General features: G+C 71.5%; 12 protein-coding genes. 6 read left to right on the top strand and 6 right to left on the bottom strand.

What is annotated here, in order from left to right; all coding sequences use genetic code 11:
- Positions 1-4: 4 nt before the first annotated feature.
- Complete coding sequence (locus KYK13_RS20555) at positions 5-763, bottom strand: general secretion pathway protein GspE (RefSeq protein WP_223631822.1); 759 nt, start codon at positions 761-763, stop codon at positions 5-7.
- 91 nt (positions 764-854) lie between these two features.
- Here KYK13_RS20555 and KYK13_RS20560 point away from each other — a divergent pair, with 91 nt between their 5' ends.
- Positions 855-1,688 carry a hypothetical protein gene (locus tag KYK13_RS20560; RefSeq protein WP_223631824.1) on the top strand — a complete coding sequence of 278 codons (834 nt, stop codon included), beginning with the start codon at positions 855-857 and terminating at the stop codon, positions 1,686-1,688.
- A gap of 3 nt (positions 1,689-1,691) precedes the next feature.
- Here KYK13_RS20560 and KYK13_RS20565 read toward each other — a convergent pair whose 3' ends face one another.
- A complete protein-coding gene (locus tag KYK13_RS20565) occupies positions 1,692-2,939 on the bottom strand; it encodes an SLC13 family permease (protein ID WP_223631826.1) in 1,248 nt (415 codons plus the stop codon).
- A gap of 187 nt (positions 2,940-3,126) precedes the next feature.
- Between KYK13_RS20565 and KYK13_RS20570 the strand changes: the two genes are divergently transcribed.
- The gene (locus KYK13_RS20570) at positions 3,127-5,547 is read left to right on the top strand and encodes a DEAD/DEAH box helicase (protein WP_223631828.1); all 2,421 of its coding nucleotides are present in this window, start codon (positions 3,127-3,129) and stop codon (positions 5,545-5,547) included.
- Between the two features lie 16 nt (positions 5,548-5,563).
- Entirely contained in the window at positions 5,564-7,129 is a 1,566-nt protein-coding gene (locus KYK13_RS20575) for a ribonuclease H-like domain-containing protein (RefSeq protein ID WP_223631830.1), read from the top strand.
- A gap of 13 nt (positions 7,130-7,142) precedes the next feature.
- On the opposite strand, the gene KYK13_RS20580 is transcribed toward KYK13_RS20575, so the two are convergent.
- The gene (locus KYK13_RS20580) at positions 7,143-7,916 is read right to left on the bottom strand and encodes a biotin/lipoyl-containing protein (RefSeq protein ID WP_223631831.1); all 774 of its coding nucleotides are present in this window, start codon (positions 7,914-7,916) and stop codon (positions 7,143-7,145) included.
- 168 nt (positions 7,917-8,084) lie between these two features.
- Between KYK13_RS20580 and KYK13_RS20585 the strand changes: the two genes are divergently transcribed.
- The 3 genes from KYK13_RS20585 (at position 8,085) to KYK13_RS20595 (ending at position 11,961) form a co-directional block, all read left to right on the top strand.
- Complete coding sequence (locus KYK13_RS20585; protein WP_223631833.1) at positions 8,085-9,398, top strand: OmpA family protein; 1,314 nt, start codon at positions 8,085-8,087, stop codon at positions 9,396-9,398.
- A gap of 64 nt (positions 9,399-9,462) precedes the next feature.
- Positions 9,463-10,818: a WGR domain-containing protein gene (locus KYK13_RS20590; RefSeq protein WP_223631836.1), complete on the top strand. Its 1,356-nt coding sequence runs from the start codon at positions 9,463-9,465 to the stop codon at positions 10,816-10,818.
- A 9-nt stretch (positions 10,819-10,827) separates the two neighbouring features.
- A complete protein-coding gene (locus tag KYK13_RS20595) occupies positions 10,828-11,961 on the top strand; it encodes an STM4014 family protein (RefSeq protein WP_223631838.1) in 1,134 nt (377 codons plus the stop codon).
- Here KYK13_RS20595 and KYK13_RS20600 read toward each other — a convergent pair.
- Genes KYK13_RS20600 through KYK13_RS20610 form a run of 3 tightly spaced genes read right to left on the bottom strand, consistent with a single transcriptional unit; the run spans position 11,928 to position 14,946 of the window.
- The gene (locus KYK13_RS20600) at positions 11,928-12,827 is read right to left on the bottom strand and encodes an STM4011 family radical SAM protein (protein WP_223631839.1); all 900 of its coding nucleotides are present in this window, start codon (positions 12,825-12,827) and stop codon (positions 11,928-11,930) included. The genes KYK13_RS20595 and KYK13_RS20600 overlap by 34 nt on opposite strands.
- Entirely contained in the window at positions 12,824-14,137 is a 1,314-nt protein-coding gene (locus KYK13_RS20605) for an STM4012 family radical SAM protein (protein ID WP_223631841.1), read from the bottom strand. The genes KYK13_RS20600 and KYK13_RS20605 overlap by 4 nt, the downstream gene beginning before the upstream one ends.
- Entirely contained in the window at positions 14,134-14,946 is an 813-nt protein-coding gene (locus KYK13_RS20610) for an STM4013/SEN3800 family hydrolase (RefSeq protein ID WP_223631843.1), read from the bottom strand. Before KYK13_RS20610 ends, KYK13_RS20605 begins: the two co-directional genes overlap by 4 nt.
- Positions 14,947-14,965: the final 19 nt, after the last annotated feature.

A 14,965-nucleotide genomic window follows, 5' to 3' on the forward strand; every position in this document is an offset into this window, starting at 1 on the left:
GTGTTCACCGGGCCTTCGCCTGGACCTCCTCGCGCGTCAGCGCGCCCCGGGCCTCCAGCGCGTCCATCATCGCGCGCATCACGCGGGCCTGCTGCGCCACCATGCGCTCCAGGTCCGCCACCTGCTGCGTGAGCGCCTCCACCTTCTTCGCCAGCTCCAGGTCTCGCACCACCGGCGGCGGCGTGGGCGTCCGAGGAGCCGCCGCGGCTTCCGGCTGCTGCGGCGGGGCCAGCTCGAAGGTGGACTCCTCCATGCCGAAGCTCAGCGGCGTGGCGGCCGTGGAGGTGATCTCACCGTGGTAGTGGTGCCGGATGGCGCGCTCGATGGAGGACGCGGTCGCCACCACCACCTGGAGCTTCTGGCCGGAGTGGAAGGCCAGCTCCTGGAGGGACTCCACGTTGGTGGGGTCCGACGTGGCCACGGTGAGCATCTTGGTGCCGGCCTCGTAGGCGATGGGGAAGACGGTGTAGCGCTCGGCGATGTCCACGCGCAGCGCCTGGAGGGCGGACGGGACGGGGAGGTGCGCGTCCAGGTCCACGGTGGGGATGGCCAGCTGCCGCGACAGGGCATGCACCATGGAGCTTTCGTCCACGACGCCCATCTGCACCAGGGTGAGGCCCAGCCGGCCGCCCCACTTGCGCTGTTCAGCCAGCGCGGTGCGCAGCTGGGTTTCGGTGAGCAGGCCGGCGTCCATCAGGATCTCTCCCAACCGCCGCTTGCGGTTGGGGCCCGGGCCGGGAGGAACAGAAGGGGGAGGATTCACGGCCGGGCAGCATATCAGCGCCGGACACTCCCCAGGCCCCCGGTGGGTCACGAACAGGCCAGGCGGGCGGGGATGGGATACCCTGAGCCCCATGGTGCGAAGCCGAAGCCTCCTTTTCGCGGCAGTCCTCGTGGCCTTCACCGCCGGTTGCGCCTCCCAGCGCCTGTCCGGCGCGGACCTGGACCGGGTCCAGCGGCCCGCCTTCATCTCCCGCATCGAGGACGGCGCGGGGCCCAAGAGCAAGGTGTTCCAGGAGGACGACGCCTACGCGGACAAGCTCAAGAAGCTGGAGCCCAAGGAGGCGGATCGCCGGCTCACCGTGAAGCTCCAGCAGGCGGTGACCCGCTTCGAGCTCTCTGAACGCCTGCGCGTCACCACGCTGTCGCGCCTGCCGGAGGAGGCCCCCTGGACGGACACGGTGGACCCCGCCCGGGTGGCCTCCGCGCTGGAGAGCTTCCTCGTGGAGGAGGTGCCCGCCAACGCGCCGGACTACGACCTGATGGCCCCGCTGGGCGCGGACACCATCGTGGAGTTCGTCATCCAGGACTACGGCATGCGCAGCGAGGACGGGCGCGCCGGGGCCTACCTCAAGGGGTACGGGCGCATGTTCAAGCTCGCCGGGCGCTCGGAGCTGTGGCGCCGGCCGTTCGACATGGACGGCGTGAAGCAGGGCGCGCCCCACCTGGATCCGTTCAAGGTCGGCAAGGAGCCGGAGCTCTTCCGCCTGGCCATGACGGATCTGCTCGACAAGGTGGCGGACATGTTCGTGAAGGACCTGACGCCCAAGAACCGCAAGGGCGCGGTCCCCTCGGGCAGCACCGCGCCGGACACGGTGCCCTCCGCCGTCACTCCCGCGGCCGCGGTCGCCCCCGCGCCGCCCGAGCATCCGCTGCCCCCGGGCGAGCTGCCGGATCCGGATCCCTGATCCCTAGAGGAGGGCGTGCTCGGCCAGGAGAACCCCCAGGCCCACGGCGAAGCTGATCAGCGTCACGGGCACGCCCACGCGCAGGTAGTCCATGAAGCCCATGCGGACCTTGCCGCGCGCGGCCTCGAAGACGATGAGGTTGGCCACGCTGCCCACCAGCGTGAGGTTGCCCGCGAGCGTGGAGCCCAGCGCGAGCACGTGCCACGCCAGCTCCGGCTCCTGCATCGTCGGCACCCACGCTCGCGCGAGCATCACGAAGGGGACGTTGCTGAAGATGTTGGACGCCACCAGCGTCAGGGCCGCGAAGCCCAGCGTCTCGCGCCACGGCGGCCCGGCCATCAGCGGGGAGAACACCTGGCGGATCTCCTCCGCCCAGCCCGCCTTGTTCACCCCGTACACGACGACGAAGAGGCTGGCGAAGAAGAGCAGCAGCACCCAGTCCACGCGCTCCAGCGCCTCGCGCGAGTCGTGCCCGGACAGCGTCATCACCAGCACGCCGCCCGCGAGCGCGCTCCAGCTCATGGGCAGGCCCGCGAAGAACGCCACCACCACGCCCAGCAGGCCGCCCAGTCCCAGCGTCAGGAGCCGGCGGTTCACCTCCAACGGAGGCGGGTGCGTCTCGAAGCGCGCGGCCGGCAGCTCCTTGCGAAACAGGTAGAGCAGCGCCACGGCGACGATGAGCGTGGAGAGCAGGGCGGGCAGGGCCATGTACGCGGCGAACCGCGCGTAGCTCAGGCCGGACGCACCTTGGATGAGCATGTTCTGCGGGTTGCCGGTGAAGGTGGCCACGGAGCCGCTGTTGCTGCCCATGCACACCGCGAGCAGGTACGGCGCGGGCGGCAGGCGGGCGTCCTCGACCACCGCCAGCACCAGCGGCGTGAGGAACAAACACACGGTGTCATTGACGAGGAACGCGGACAGGAACGCGCTCACGAGCGTCACGGCCACCAGGAGCAGCCGGGGCGTGTGTGCGACCTTGAGCGCCTTGGCCCCCGCGGCGCGGAAGAAGTTCGCCTGCGCCAGGTACACGGCCAGCAGCATCATCCCCAGCAGGAGGACGAGCGTGTCCATGTCGATGGCCTGGTGGCTGCGCTCGGTGCTGTGGCCGAAGACCTCCGCGGGGGTGACGACCCCGGCGACGACCATCAGCGTGGCTCCGAGGAGCGAGCCTCCGGGACGATCCAGCTTGATGAAGGGCAGCCTCGCCCCGGCGATGAAGATGTACGTGAAAAGGAAGATCGCGAGCGCCACGGGCGCGGGACACTAGGCCCCGGCCTGGACGCGCGTCGAGTCCTCTGGCGCCGCCGCTCCCGGCAGGACTTCCGCGCCTGCGCTACCGCCCGGCTGGAACGGGGGCGGTCGGTCCCTGGGGAACCGGCGCGGCGGGTCCTGACGTGCGTTGTCCTTCCGGGTACACGTCTGTACAGTGCCCGGCCCTATGAAGCCCGAGAAGGAAACCGAGGCTTTCTCCGGCCCGCGCCGCACGCCGTGGTCGGGAGCTCGCGGGCTGGACGCGGTCCTCCAGGCCTGGAAGTCGGACCGGCAGGTGTGGCCGAACATCGTCCACGACGCCGTGACGCCGGCCCGCGCGGGCGTCTTCGCGCCGCTGCCCGAGGGGCTGTCCCCGCAGGTCCGGGACGCACTCCAGCGCCGGGGCGTGGAGCGGCTCTTCTCCCACCAGGCGGAGGCCTTCGAGCGGGCCCGCGACGGGGAGAGCCTGGTCATTGCCACGCCCACCGCGTCCGGCAAGAGCCTCTGTTACAACCTGCCGCTGCTGGACCGCTTCGCGCGCGAGCCGGAAGCGCGAGCGCTCTACCTGTTCCCCACCAAGGCCCTGTCGCGCGACCAGGAGGAGTCCCTGCGCGCCTTCATGCGCGAGGCGGGCCTGGGCCACGGCGCCATCACCTTCGACGGCGACACGCCGGGGGATGCGCGGCGGGCAGCCCGGGAGCGCGCGGGCGTGGTGCTCACCAACCCGGACATGCTGCACACGGGCATCCTTCCGCACCACGCGAACTGGGCCCGGCTGTTCGCGAACCTGCGCTACGTGGTGATTGACGAGCTGCACACGTACCGGGGCGTCTTCGGTTCGCACCTGGCGAACGTGCTGCGGCGGTTGCAGCGGGTGGCCCGGTTCCACGGGGCCTCGCCCACGTTCATCCTGGCGTCGGCGACCATCGGCAACCCGAAGGCGCATGCGGAGCGGATGCTGGGGCGCGAGGTGGCGCTCGTGTCGGAGAGCGGCGCGCCGTCCGGCGAGCGGCGGGTGATGGTCTACAACCCGCCGGTGGTGAACGCGGAGCTGGGCATCCGCGCCAGCTACTTGAAGAGCGCGGTGCGGCTCACCGCGGACCTGGTTCGCGCGGGGGTGTCCACGCTGTTGTTCGGTCAGTCGCGCAACAACGTGGAGGTGATGCTCAAGTACCTGCGCGACCGGTTCGTGGAGGAGAAGCTGGACCCGTCGCTCATCCAGGGCTACCGGGGCGGCTACCTGCCGGGCACCCGGCGCGCGACGGAGGCCGCGATGCGCGCGGGCGAGGTGCGCTGCGTGGTGGCCACCAACGCGCTGGAGCTGGGCATCGACATCGGCTCGTTGGACGCGGTGGTGTGCGCGGGCTACCCGGGCTCTGTCGCGGCGCTGGCGCAGCGCTTCGGGCGTGCGGGCCGGCGCGGCATGGGGAGTCTGGCGCTGCTGGTGACGTCCAGCGCGCCGCTGGATCAGTACTTCGCGGCGGATCCGCGCGCGCTCACGGGGGCTCCGGTGGAGCACGCGCGGATTGATCCGGACAACGTGGAGATCCTCGTCCAGCACCTGAAGTGCGCGGCGTTCGAGCTGCCCTTCGAGGAAGGGGACGCGTTCGGCGACGTGCCCGTGGAGAACACGGCGGAGGCGCTGGACTTCCTCACGCAGCACCAGGTGGTGCACCCGTCGCAGGCGCCCGAGGGCGGACGGCGGATGTTCCACTGGTCGTCGGACGCGTATCCTGCGCACCACGTGTCCCTGCGCAGCGTGGGCTGGGACAACGTGGTGGTCATCGAGCGCGGCACGGACAAGACGCTGGCGGAGATGGACTTCCGGTCCGCGCACACACAGCTGCACGAGCAGGCCATCTACCAGCACGACTCCGAGCAGTATCAGGTGGAGCTGCTGGACCTGGAGAACCACAAGGCGTTCGTGCGCAAGGTGGCGCCGGACTACTTCACGGACGCGATGACGAACGTGCGCGTGAGCGTCATCCAGGAGGACCAGGGAGCGCCGCTGGGGCCCTCGCTGCACGCGGGGCTGGGCGAGGTGTCCGTCATCGAGAAGGTGGTGGGCTACAAGAAGATCAAGTTCCACACGCACGAGAACGTGGGCTACGGCGACGTGCGCCTGCCGGAGATGCAGATGCACACGTCGGCGCTGTGGCTGACGGTGCCGGAGGCGGTGGTGCGCTCGATGGATGCCCCGAGACCCGCGGTCATCGACGCGCTGCGAGGCCTGGGGTCCGCGCTGCGCACGGTGGCGTGCGTGGGGTTGATGAGCGACCCGCGCGACCTGGGCCGGACGCTGGGCAGCCGGGACGAACCGGACGGTCCGCCGCGCAAGGACGGAGGCGTGGGCTTCGAGCCGACGCTGTTCCTCTACGACAACGTGCCCGGTGGCGTGGGGCTGGCGGCGCGGCTGTACGATCAGCGCGAGGAGCTGCTGCTGCGCGGGCGCAAGTTGCTGGAGTCGTGCCCGTGCGAGGACGGATGTCCGGCGTGCATCGGGCCCGCGGCGGGCGGGCAGCCGGGGAGCGCGCCGTCGGGGTCGCATCCGCGCAAGCGGCTGGCGTTGGACCTGCTGGCGGCGCTCGGCGTCGCCGGGGTGCAGTGAGGAGCACGGGCGCGGCATGGACCTGAAGCGCAAGCTGTCTCGACTCACCAGCGCGGGCCCCGGCAGTCAGGGCCGGGCGCCCGTGAACGCCGTGGTGGAGACACCGGCGGTGGAGGCTCGCACGCAGGCGCCGGAGGAGCCCCGGGTCCCGCCGGTGGAAGAGGCGGGGACGACCACCATCGCGGAGGTGCTGGTCCAGGCGCTGCGCAAGCGCATGTCGATGGACGGGGAGGGAGCGCCCGAGGGCAGCGTGCAGGAGGAGGTGGCCGAGCGCGAGAGCGCCCGCGAGGCCGCGCGGGCGGACGGCCTCGTGGATCTGCGCGAGGAGGCGCGGCGGCGGTTCGCGGCGAAGCGGGGCGGCTCGACGGAGGGGGCCGCGGATCCCCGGGTCGAGGCGCTGCGCCAGATGCTGTCGTTCTGGGCGGAGCGTCAGGGCACGGCGTCGGCTCGGAAGGCGGTGGCGCCGGTCCCCGAGCCCCGGGCGTTGCCGGTGGAGGCGCGGTCGACGCCCCATGGCACGGTGCACGTGGCCGAGCAGGTGTACGCACCGGATCACCGGCACGGTACGGCGCCGGTGGCGGCGGCGCTCGACGTGGAGGCGCGGCTGGTCGCGGGGCTGGCGCTGCATCCCGCGCTGGAGTCGGTGGACTTCACGCGGATGCTGCTGCTGGACACGGAGACGACGGGGCTCGCGGGAGGCACGGGCACGGTGCCGTTCCTGGTGGGCCTGGGCTGGTTCGAGGACCGCGCGCTGCGCGTGCAGCAGCTCTTCCTGCGGCGCATGGGAGAGGAAGCGCCCATGCTGCGCCTGCTGGCCGAGCGCATGGCGGAGTCATCCTGCCTCGTCACGTACAACGGCAAGAGCTTCGACTGGCCGCTGCTCCGCACGCGCTTCGTGCTCAACCGGGTGCCGGTGCCGAAGGAGCTGCCGCACCTGGACCTGCTGCACTGCGCGCGGCGCGTCTTCAAGCACCGGGGCGAGGGCGCCAGGCTGGTGCACCTGGAGTCGAAGGTGCTGGGACATCACCGGGTGGGGGACGTGGATGGTTCGCTGATCCCGGAGCTGTACTTCCGCTTCCTGCGAGGCACGGACGGCTCGGAGCTGGTGCCGGTGCTGGAGCACAACCAGAAGGATCTGCTGCTCCTGGCGGCGCTGCTGGGCGACCTGGTGCGCCGCTTCCAGGCGGAAGGCACGGAGCGGCAGGACCCGAGGGATCTGCTGGGCTTCGCGCAGGTGGCGGAGAGGGCAGGGGACGCGGAGCGGGCGCTGTCCTTCGCGAAGGCTGCCGCGGAGGGCGGAGGCCCGGTGGGCATCGAAGCGCTGATGCTGGCCTCGCGCCTCTGCCGCCGCTCCGGTGACTGCCAGTCGGCGGCGGCGCACCTGCAGCGGGCGCTCACGTTCGCGAAGCCCGGTCAGGGCGCGGTGCTGCACCTGTCGCTGACGAAGCTCTACGAGCACTCCCTCAAGGACCTGCCCCGGGCCCTGTATCACGCCAGGCTCGCGGCCCCCGTGGAGCTTCCCGAGGACCATCAGCTCCGGCTGGAGCGCCTGGAGCGCCGGCTGTCGCGTCAGGGGGCCTGAGCATCAGGCAACCTCAGGGCAGCGCATCACGCAGGCCCGGGAACCACGAGACGAGCAGCCGCTGCGTCCCCAGCTTCACCGAGGCCCGGCCCCACTCGCCGTCCTGAAAGATGCGCTGCTTGCCGTCCCGCTCGTAGCTCCGGGACGGCACGTGTGCCCGGACCAGCACCGCGCCGTTCTGGTACGTGACATCGCTCCGCCGCCGCGTCTTCGCGAACTGGAGCGACTCCTCCGGCCCCTCCACCTGCTCGATGACCGTCTCGAGCGGGTGGGGCATGTCCGGCAGCTCGAACGACAACGTCATCCCCGGCGCCAGCTCCGGACGCGCGTCCTCCGCGAACAGCACGGAGAGCGACGGCAGCACGTCCCGGTTCAACAGCGCCGCCACCGGCTGCCCCGCCTCCACCCGCACACCCTTCGTCACCGTCACCTGGCTCACGACCGCCGCCAGGGGCGCCACCACCTCCGCGGACCCTGACGCCGTCTCCAGCCGCGCCACCACCTGCCCGGCCTTGAGCTGCTGGCCCAGCCCCACGTCCACCGACATCACCTGCCCCGCCGCCGGGGCAGGGACGTCTACCCACTCGCCCCGCTGGACGAGCACCGGCCCGCGCGCGACCCGGTCCACCCGCACCGTCCCCGCGAGCACCGCCAGCGTCAGCACCGCGCCCACCGCGCTCCAGGCCCACGCCCGCCGCGAAAAGCGGGACGTTGCCTCGGGAGAGTTGGGGGCGGACGTTGGAGGAGACTCGGGTCGCGGATCCATGCGCCACCGAGGATGATCCATCCCCGCCTCCTCGCGCCAGGACTGGTTGGAACGCGGGAATCACCGCGAAGCCCTCAACCGGGCTCCTAAACTTGACGGCCCCGCCTGCCTGCCCGGCCTACAGGGATGTATCCCTGCATCGTCCCGGAGCGCCTTGTGCCATGCTGCGTGCGCCCCGTGGATTCCTCCTTGCTCAGATTCGGGTCCCTGGTCCTCGCCGGACTCCTCGCCCCGGGCGCGTTCGCGGCCGAACCGACGCGCGAGGAGTTGGTGCGCGCGGAGCTGGAACGCCAGCTGCGCGACATGGTCCCCGAGTCCCCCTCGGAAGTGCAGGTGCTCTTCGCGGGCTTCAAACCGGAGGACGGCTACCGGCTCGTGGAGACCGACTTCCTCCTGGATGGCGAACCGCTCGCCGTCCCGTCGCTGGAGGAGCTCAACGCGCCCGGCGTCCACCGGCTCGCGAACCTCAAGGTCGAACCCGGCGAGCACACGCTCGTCTCGCGCGTCACGTACACCAACGGCTCCTGGAGCCTGTTCAGCGAGACCAACGGCTTCCTCTGGAAGATCACCGCCTCCGTCGGCTTCCAGACCCAGCGCGGCCTGCGCGTGGTGGTGAAGGCGTCCCCCAGCGTCGTGCCCAACGCGCCGGATCCGCGCCTCAAGCTCAAGCTCTCCCACTCCGTCACCGCGGAGATGATCCAGCCGCTGAAGGACGAGCCCGCCGTCGTCGCCGCCCCCCCGCCCGTGAAGCCGGCCCCGGTGGATGCGGGCGCCCCGGTGCACGTCGCCCAGCCCGCGGCGGTGCCGGATGCGGGCGTGAAGCCCCAGACGACCGTCGTCTCCGTGACGCCGCCCGTGGAGCGCCCGCCGGTGGCGCCCAGCCGGCTGCGCCTTCAGGTGACGTCGAAGAAGCCCACCTCCGCCACCGCCTTCGTGCGCGGCCCGGGCGAGCCCATGAAGCTCACGGTCCCCACCGCCAAGGGCCGCAAGCCGCAGGACGTGGTGCTGACCGCGGGCGCGTACACCGTGGACCTCATCGCTGACGGCTTCCTCGCGCAGACGCGACAGGTGGAGCTGACCGCCGGCGCGGATGCGTCGCTGGCCTTCACGCTGGTGCCCGCGCCCAAGGCCGCGAAGGCCGCGAAGGTGCAGGAGGGCCGCATCGAGCTGCCCGAGCCCCTGAGCTTCGAGGAGAAGAAGCCCGTGCCCACCAAGGCCACGCTGTCCGGCCTGGACCTGGCGGTGGACCTGCTCGTGCGCGACCCCAAGGCCCGCCTGCGCGTCGAGGGCCACACCGACGCGCGCGAGGTCCCCGAGCCCGCCCGTCAGAGCCTCTCCGACGCCCGCGCCCGCGCCGTGGCCGACATGCTGATCCGCGCGGGCGTGGCCCCGTCCCGGGTGGAGGCCGTGGGCCTGGGCGACCGCAACCCCAAGGCCCCCAACCTGATTCCGCGAGGCCGCGAGCTCAACCGCCGCGTGGAGCTGGTGCTGCTGCGGCCCTGAGCCTTGAGGTTGCAGGAGGGCTCCTCTAGCGTCGCATGCGTTCTTCGCCAAGGGGACGCGCGCGATGCCTCGCTACGAGTTCACGGAAGGCAGCTCCAGCAAGTTCTGGGAGATCACCCTGGAAGGCACCACGCTCACCAAGCGCTGGGGCCGCATCGGCACCGACGGCCAGGAGAAGGTCGAGGAGTTCGACTCCAAGGCCGAGGCCAGGAAAGCCTACGACGCGCAGGTCCGTGAGAAGGAGCGCAAGGGCTACACGCTCGCTGAAGGCGGGGACAGCGACGGCGAAGAGGCCACCGCCGAGTCCGCCGTCCACCCGGACCTGGAGGCCGCCATCCTCGCGAAGCCCGACGACGTGAAGGGCTATCTCGCGTATGCCGATTGGCTCCAGGGGGAAGGCGACCCTCGCGCCGAGCTCATCCGGCTCCAGCACTCCGCAATGGACGTTCCCGCCGACAAGGCCGCGGCCACTCGCAAGAAGGTGGCGAAGTTCATCGAGGAGCACGCGGGTGAGTTCCTGGGCGAGTCGCTGGCGGAGGCCGTCTCCGACCGGACCCTCAAGCTGGAGTGGCACCTGGGCTACATCCGCGAGGCCCGCCTGGGTCAGGTGGACTACGACTCCACGGCGGACATCCCGGAGCTGCTGGCCGAGCTGCTGGCCCATCCGTCCGCGCGGTTCCTCAGCCGTCTGACACTGGGCATGGCCAGCTTCGACGGCGAGAACGATTACGACGACACGCTGGGCGTGCTCGCGAAGGCGAAGCCCGCGCCGCCGCTGCGCTCGCTGTTCATCGGCGACTTCGAGTTCCCCGATGAGACGGAGATCTCCTGGACGCAGGTGGGCGACCTCCAGCCGCTCTACAAGGTCTATCCCCAGCTCCAGGAGCTGCGTGTACGCGGCGGTGAAATCGGGTTCGGGAAGATCGACCTGCCGGAGCTGCGCTCGTTCACCGTGGAGACAGGTGGGCTTCACGAGGGCGCGGTGAAGGAAATCGCGAAGGCGAAGTGGCCGAAGCTGGAGTCGCTGGAGGTCTGGTTCGGACAGGAGAACTACGGCGCGGGCGGCGGAGTGAAGGAGCTCAAGCCCCTGCTCGACGCGGTGGGCGTGCCGGCCCTGCGCAAGCTGGGGCTGCGCAACGCCGAGTTCACCGACGCGCTGTGCGCGGCGCTGCCCCAGTCGAAGATCCTCGCCCAGCTTGAAGAGCTGGATCTGTCCATGGGCACGATGAGCGACGCGGGCGCGGAGACGCTGGCGGCGAACGCCAAGGCCTTCCAGCACCTCAAGGCGCTCGACGTCACCCAGAACTTCCTCACGAAGGCGGGGCAGAAGGCCGTGGCCTCCGTGGCCAGGACCGTCGCAAGTGGCAACCAGCGCGAGCCCTACGACGAGGAGTCGCGCTACGCCGCCGTGGGCGAGTAACCCGTCACCGTGCCGCCGTTCCTGACCATCGGAAACCCCGGGAACCGGCGCGTCACGCTCTTCCAGGAGGCGCTTGTCCGCGCCGGGCTGCCACCCGCGCAAGTGGTGGCGTGGGAGACCGTGGCCCGCACGCCCGACGTCCTCCTGGAGCTGCCCGACACGGAGCGATTCGTGCGCATCGACGCGGCCGGGGAGGACGCGGCCGTGGAGCGCGCCTTCCTCCAGCGAGGTTACGCGGATGCGCTCGGCGCGGGCTGCGACGTCGTGACGCCCGACCACCTGGAGGCGCTGCCGGATGAACACGGCCGCGTGCTGTGTCCGCGGCAGCACCACCTGGGCTTCCTGCGCGTGCTGGAGGACCTGTCCGCGCGGTTCGCGCAGCGCCCCCGTTGGCGCGTGCTGTCCTCGCCGGGCGCCATCGCGGACCTGTTCGACAAGCGCATCACGTCGCGCCGGTACGCGTCCCTGGGAATCCCCGTGCCGCCGTTCCTGGACGTGGCCCCGGGCGCCACACCGGAGACGCTGCGCCACGCCCTGCGGGAAGCCGGCTTCCGCGAGGCGTTCGTGAAGCTGTCCTGCGGCTCATCCGCGTCGTGCCTCGCCATGTACCGGCCGGGCCGGACGGAAGGGGACGCGGGCTCGCTGCTCACCAGCCTGCACCGGGGCGCCACCGGCTGGTTCAACTCCCTCAAGGTGCGACGCGCAACGGACGCGCGGGAGGTGGACGCGGTGCTGTCCTTCCTCCTGCGGGAGGGCTCGCAGGTGGAGGAGTCCCGGCCGAAGGCCCGGCTGGGCGGGGACCTGTTCGACTGCCGCATCCTCATGGTGCGCGGCGACCCCGCCTTCACCGTCGTGCGCCAGAGCCGCCTGCCCATCACCAACCTGCACCTGGGCGGCTACCGGGGCGACCTGGACGCCTTCCACGCGGCGGTGCCCCCCCGCGAACTGGAGGCCGCGCTGGAGAGCTGCCGCGCCGTGGCCCGCGCGCATGACTGCCTCCACGTGGGCATCGACCTGATGTTCGAGGACTTCTTCCACGGCCACCGCGTGCTGGAGGCGAACGCCTTCGGGGACCTGCTCCCCGGCCTCACGCGCGACGGCCTGTCCGTCTACGACTGGGAGATCCGCGAAGCACTGCGCTGAGCGCCGCCCGTCCACAGCCGGGTCGCCGGCACGCGCTCCAGCAGCCCGGACCCGAAGACGCGATCCAGTTCCAGGTACTCCAGGTGCACGTAGCCGATGTGGCACCCGCACGTGTCCTTCGAGCACGGGCGCGGCTTCAACGCCGCGTCGAAGTCCGGCGCGTAGAGGTTCCCCAGCGGCTCCTTGATGAAGTGGCACCGGTACGCGGTGCCGTCACCGTCCACGGACAGCACGGACTCGCCGCCCCGGCACGCGCGGCCCCGGCTGGGGTGGCGCGTGTTGTTCACCGGGAAGAGCGGGTCGATGCGGGTGAAGCGCTCCACGTCCTCGGCCGTGTACGCATCCAGGCCGTCCTTCACGGCGTTGATCCACAGGTACGTGTCCTCGGGCAGCTCGCGGCGCAGGGCCTCCGCCTCGTCCGCGAAGCGCCGGAAGCCCACCATGCCAGCGCTGTGCCGCACGCCGTGCTCCGACAGCCGCTGGCACTGCGCGAGGAAGCGCGACCGCTTCATCCACTCCGGATGGTACGTGGCCCAGATGCCCAGCTTCTCCGCGCGACAATCCTCCAGCCAGTCCAGCCGACAGGAGAGGTTCGTCTGCACCACCGCGCGCTCCACGTGGGGCAGGTGCGTCAGGCGCGCCAGGGCCTGCTGATACCAGGGCCAGATGAGCGCCTCGCCCCACGGCGTGAAGAACACGGACACGGTGTCCTGGGTGCGCGACTCCACCCAGTGGAGGAAGCGCTCCAGGTCCGCGCGGTCCTTCGTCAGCTCCTCCTCGCTCTGCTTCCACTTGCCGAAGGGGCAGTACTCGCAGCCGTAGTTGCAGCCGGACAGCGGGCCCCGATAGAGCACGGTGAGCTTCATCGCCAGGCGTACTCCGTCATGCGCGCGCGCACGGCCTCGGAGTCCAGCCACGGGCCAATCAGGTCCGAGCGCTCCACGCCCGCCGCCGTGAGCTGGAACACGCCGTCCACGTCGCGCGCCAGCCCGTGCGCCTCCAGCTCCGCGAGCATCGGGAAGTCCGCCATCGCCTCCGTGCCGAAGCGCTGGCGGTACACGCCCGCGTCCACGCCCTCGGCCAGCAGCGACAGCACCAGGTGCCGGTGGCGCTGCTCGGCCGCGTCCAGCACGAAGCCGTAGCGCACTTCACCGAAGGACGCCGCGTCCCGTTCGATGTACGCCTGGATGATGCCGCGCACCTCGCGCGAGGCCACCGCGTACTCGGACGAGTAGTGCACGGCCCCCGTATACGAGCGCGCCCCCACGCCCAGGCCCACCATGCCGTCCTCCTGGCAGCGGTACACCGCGCCTCGTGCGGCCGGCGCATGCGCCGCGCGGAACATCCGCATGGACACCTGCGTGTAGCCCCGCGACAGGAGGAAGTCCCGGCCGGCCCGGTAGAGCGACAGCCGCAGGTCGTCCCACGCGCGCGATTTCTTCCCCAGGAAGGTGAGGGGCCGCACGTAGAGAGGGTAGAGGTACAGCTCCTCCGGCGCGTACCGCAGCGCCGCCTCCAGCGAGTGGAGGAACGTCTCCACCGTCTGCCCCTCGATGCCGTAGATGAGGTCCAGGTTGAGCGTGGGAAAGCCCGCGCTCCGCAGCAGGTCCAGCGTGGCCGCCACCTGCGCCGTCTTCTGCGGCCGCTTCACCGCGGCCACCTCCGACTCCAGGAAGCTCTGCACGCCCATGCTCACGCGGTCCACGCCCCGGGCCTTCAGCACCGCGACCTTGGCCGCGTCCACCGTCTCCGGAGACACCTCCACGGACATGGGCACGTCGCGCGGGTCCACGCCCAGCTCCGCCGCCAGATCGAACACCGTCTCCAGCCCCGCGACCTCCAGCAAGGTGGGGGTACCGCCGCCGATGGCGGCCCGCGCGAACGTGGCCGGGCCCAGCGCCTCCTTCACCCGGAGGGCCTCGCGCTTCAGCGCCCCCAGCCACGCCTGGACCACGTCCTCCTTCGGACCCGCGGCGGTGAAGAGGTTGCAGAACCCGCAGCGCATCTCGCAGAAGGGCACGTGCAGGTAGAGGAACAGCGCGTCCCGCCGCTCCTTCGCCCAGACATCCTCCAGCGGCAGCGCTGGGGTGAGCGGGCGGTAGGCCGTCTTGTGCGGGTAGCCGTAGAGGTACGCCACGTACGGCGTGCCTTCGAGCATCGACTCCAGGCGCGTCATGGCTCGGAGTCTACCGGCAGCACGAACTCGCCATAGGGCACCGTCCACACCACCGGGTGCCCCAGCCGGTGCCCCGAGTAGCCGTCCTCGCCATACGCCGTCCCGTGGTCCGAGCACACGATGCAGAACGCCGGGCCGCGCCGCCGCAGCGCCTGGAACAGGGGCGGCAGCTGGCGGTCCACGTAGGCCAGCGCCGCCGCGTGCGTCGCCTTCGAGTCCTCCGCCGCCCCGGGCACATGGTGCCGGTTGGGCTGGTGCAGCGCGGAGACGTTGATGAAGAGGAACACCCGCTGCTCCCGGGGCCGCGAGCCCAGGATCTTCACCGCGAGTGATACCTGATTTTCCGTGGATCGGGGGTCGGTGACGCCCAGCGAGGGGTCCCAGTGCGCCTCGGAGAAGAGGCCAGGGAGGACGCGGCCCAGGGGGTTCTTCTGGTTGAAGAACCCCGTCCCGCCAATGCACGCCGTGTGATAGCCGCGCCCGGCCAGGCCCGTGACGAGGTCCGGCGCGTCCAGCACGCAGGTGCCGGGGCCGGTCGTCTCGCTGCCTTCGAAGCGCAGGGCGAACGGGCGCGGGTGGCGGCCCGGGGTGACGGGGGTGGGGAGGAAGCCCGCGAAGAAGGCCTGGTGCGCGGCGTAGGTGAAGCTCGCCGGACTGTGCCGCTCCTCCCACCGGCCGCCGGGCAGCAACGCGGCCAGGGTGGGGGTGCGGCCTGCTTCCAGTTCCTCGCGCGCCACGTCGTAGCGGAGCGTGTCCAGCGTGAGGAGGACCAGGTCGTGCGTGCCGACCAGGGCGTTCAGGTCATGCATGCGGACCCGAGGGGCGGGG

It is taken from the genome of Corallococcus sp. EGB (assembly GCF_019968905.1).
Taxonomy (GTDB): domain Bacteria; phylum Myxococcota; class Myxococcia; order Myxococcales; family Myxococcaceae; genus Corallococcus.

What these genes read in the sequence shown, in the direction of transcription:
- KYK13_RS20560 (WP_223631824.1), top strand. Translation starts at nt 855, where the DNA reads ATGGTGCGAAGCCGAAGCCTCCTTTTCGCGGCAGTCCTCGTGGCCTTC.
- KYK13_RS20570 (WP_223631828.1), top strand. Translation starts at nt 3,127, where the DNA reads ATGAAGCCCGAGAAGGAAACCGAGGCTTTCTCCGGCCCGCGCCGCACG.
- KYK13_RS20575 (WP_223631830.1), top strand. Translation starts at nt 5,564, where the DNA reads ATGGACCTGAAGCGCAAGCTGTCTCGACTCACCAGCGCGGGCCCCGGC.
- KYK13_RS20580 (WP_223631831.1), bottom strand. Translation starts at nt 7,916, where the DNA reads ATGGATCATCCTCGGTGGCGCATGGATCCGCGACCCGAGTCTCCTCCA.
- KYK13_RS20590 (WP_223631836.1), top strand. Translation starts at nt 9,463, where the DNA reads ATGCCTCGCTACGAGTTCACGGAAGGCAGCTCCAGCAAGTTCTGGGAG.
- KYK13_RS20600 (WP_223631839.1), bottom strand. Translation starts at nt 12,827, where the DNA reads ATGAAGCTCACCGTGCTCTATCGGGGCCCGCTGTCCGGCTGCAACTAC.
- KYK13_RS20605 (WP_223631841.1), bottom strand. Translation starts at nt 14,137, where the DNA reads ATGACGCGCCTGGAGTCGATGCTCGAAGGCACGCCGTACGTGGCGTAC.
- KYK13_RS20610 (WP_223631843.1), bottom strand. Translation starts at nt 14,946, where the DNA reads ATGCATGACCTGAACGCCCTGGTCGGCACGCACGACCTGGTCCTCCTC.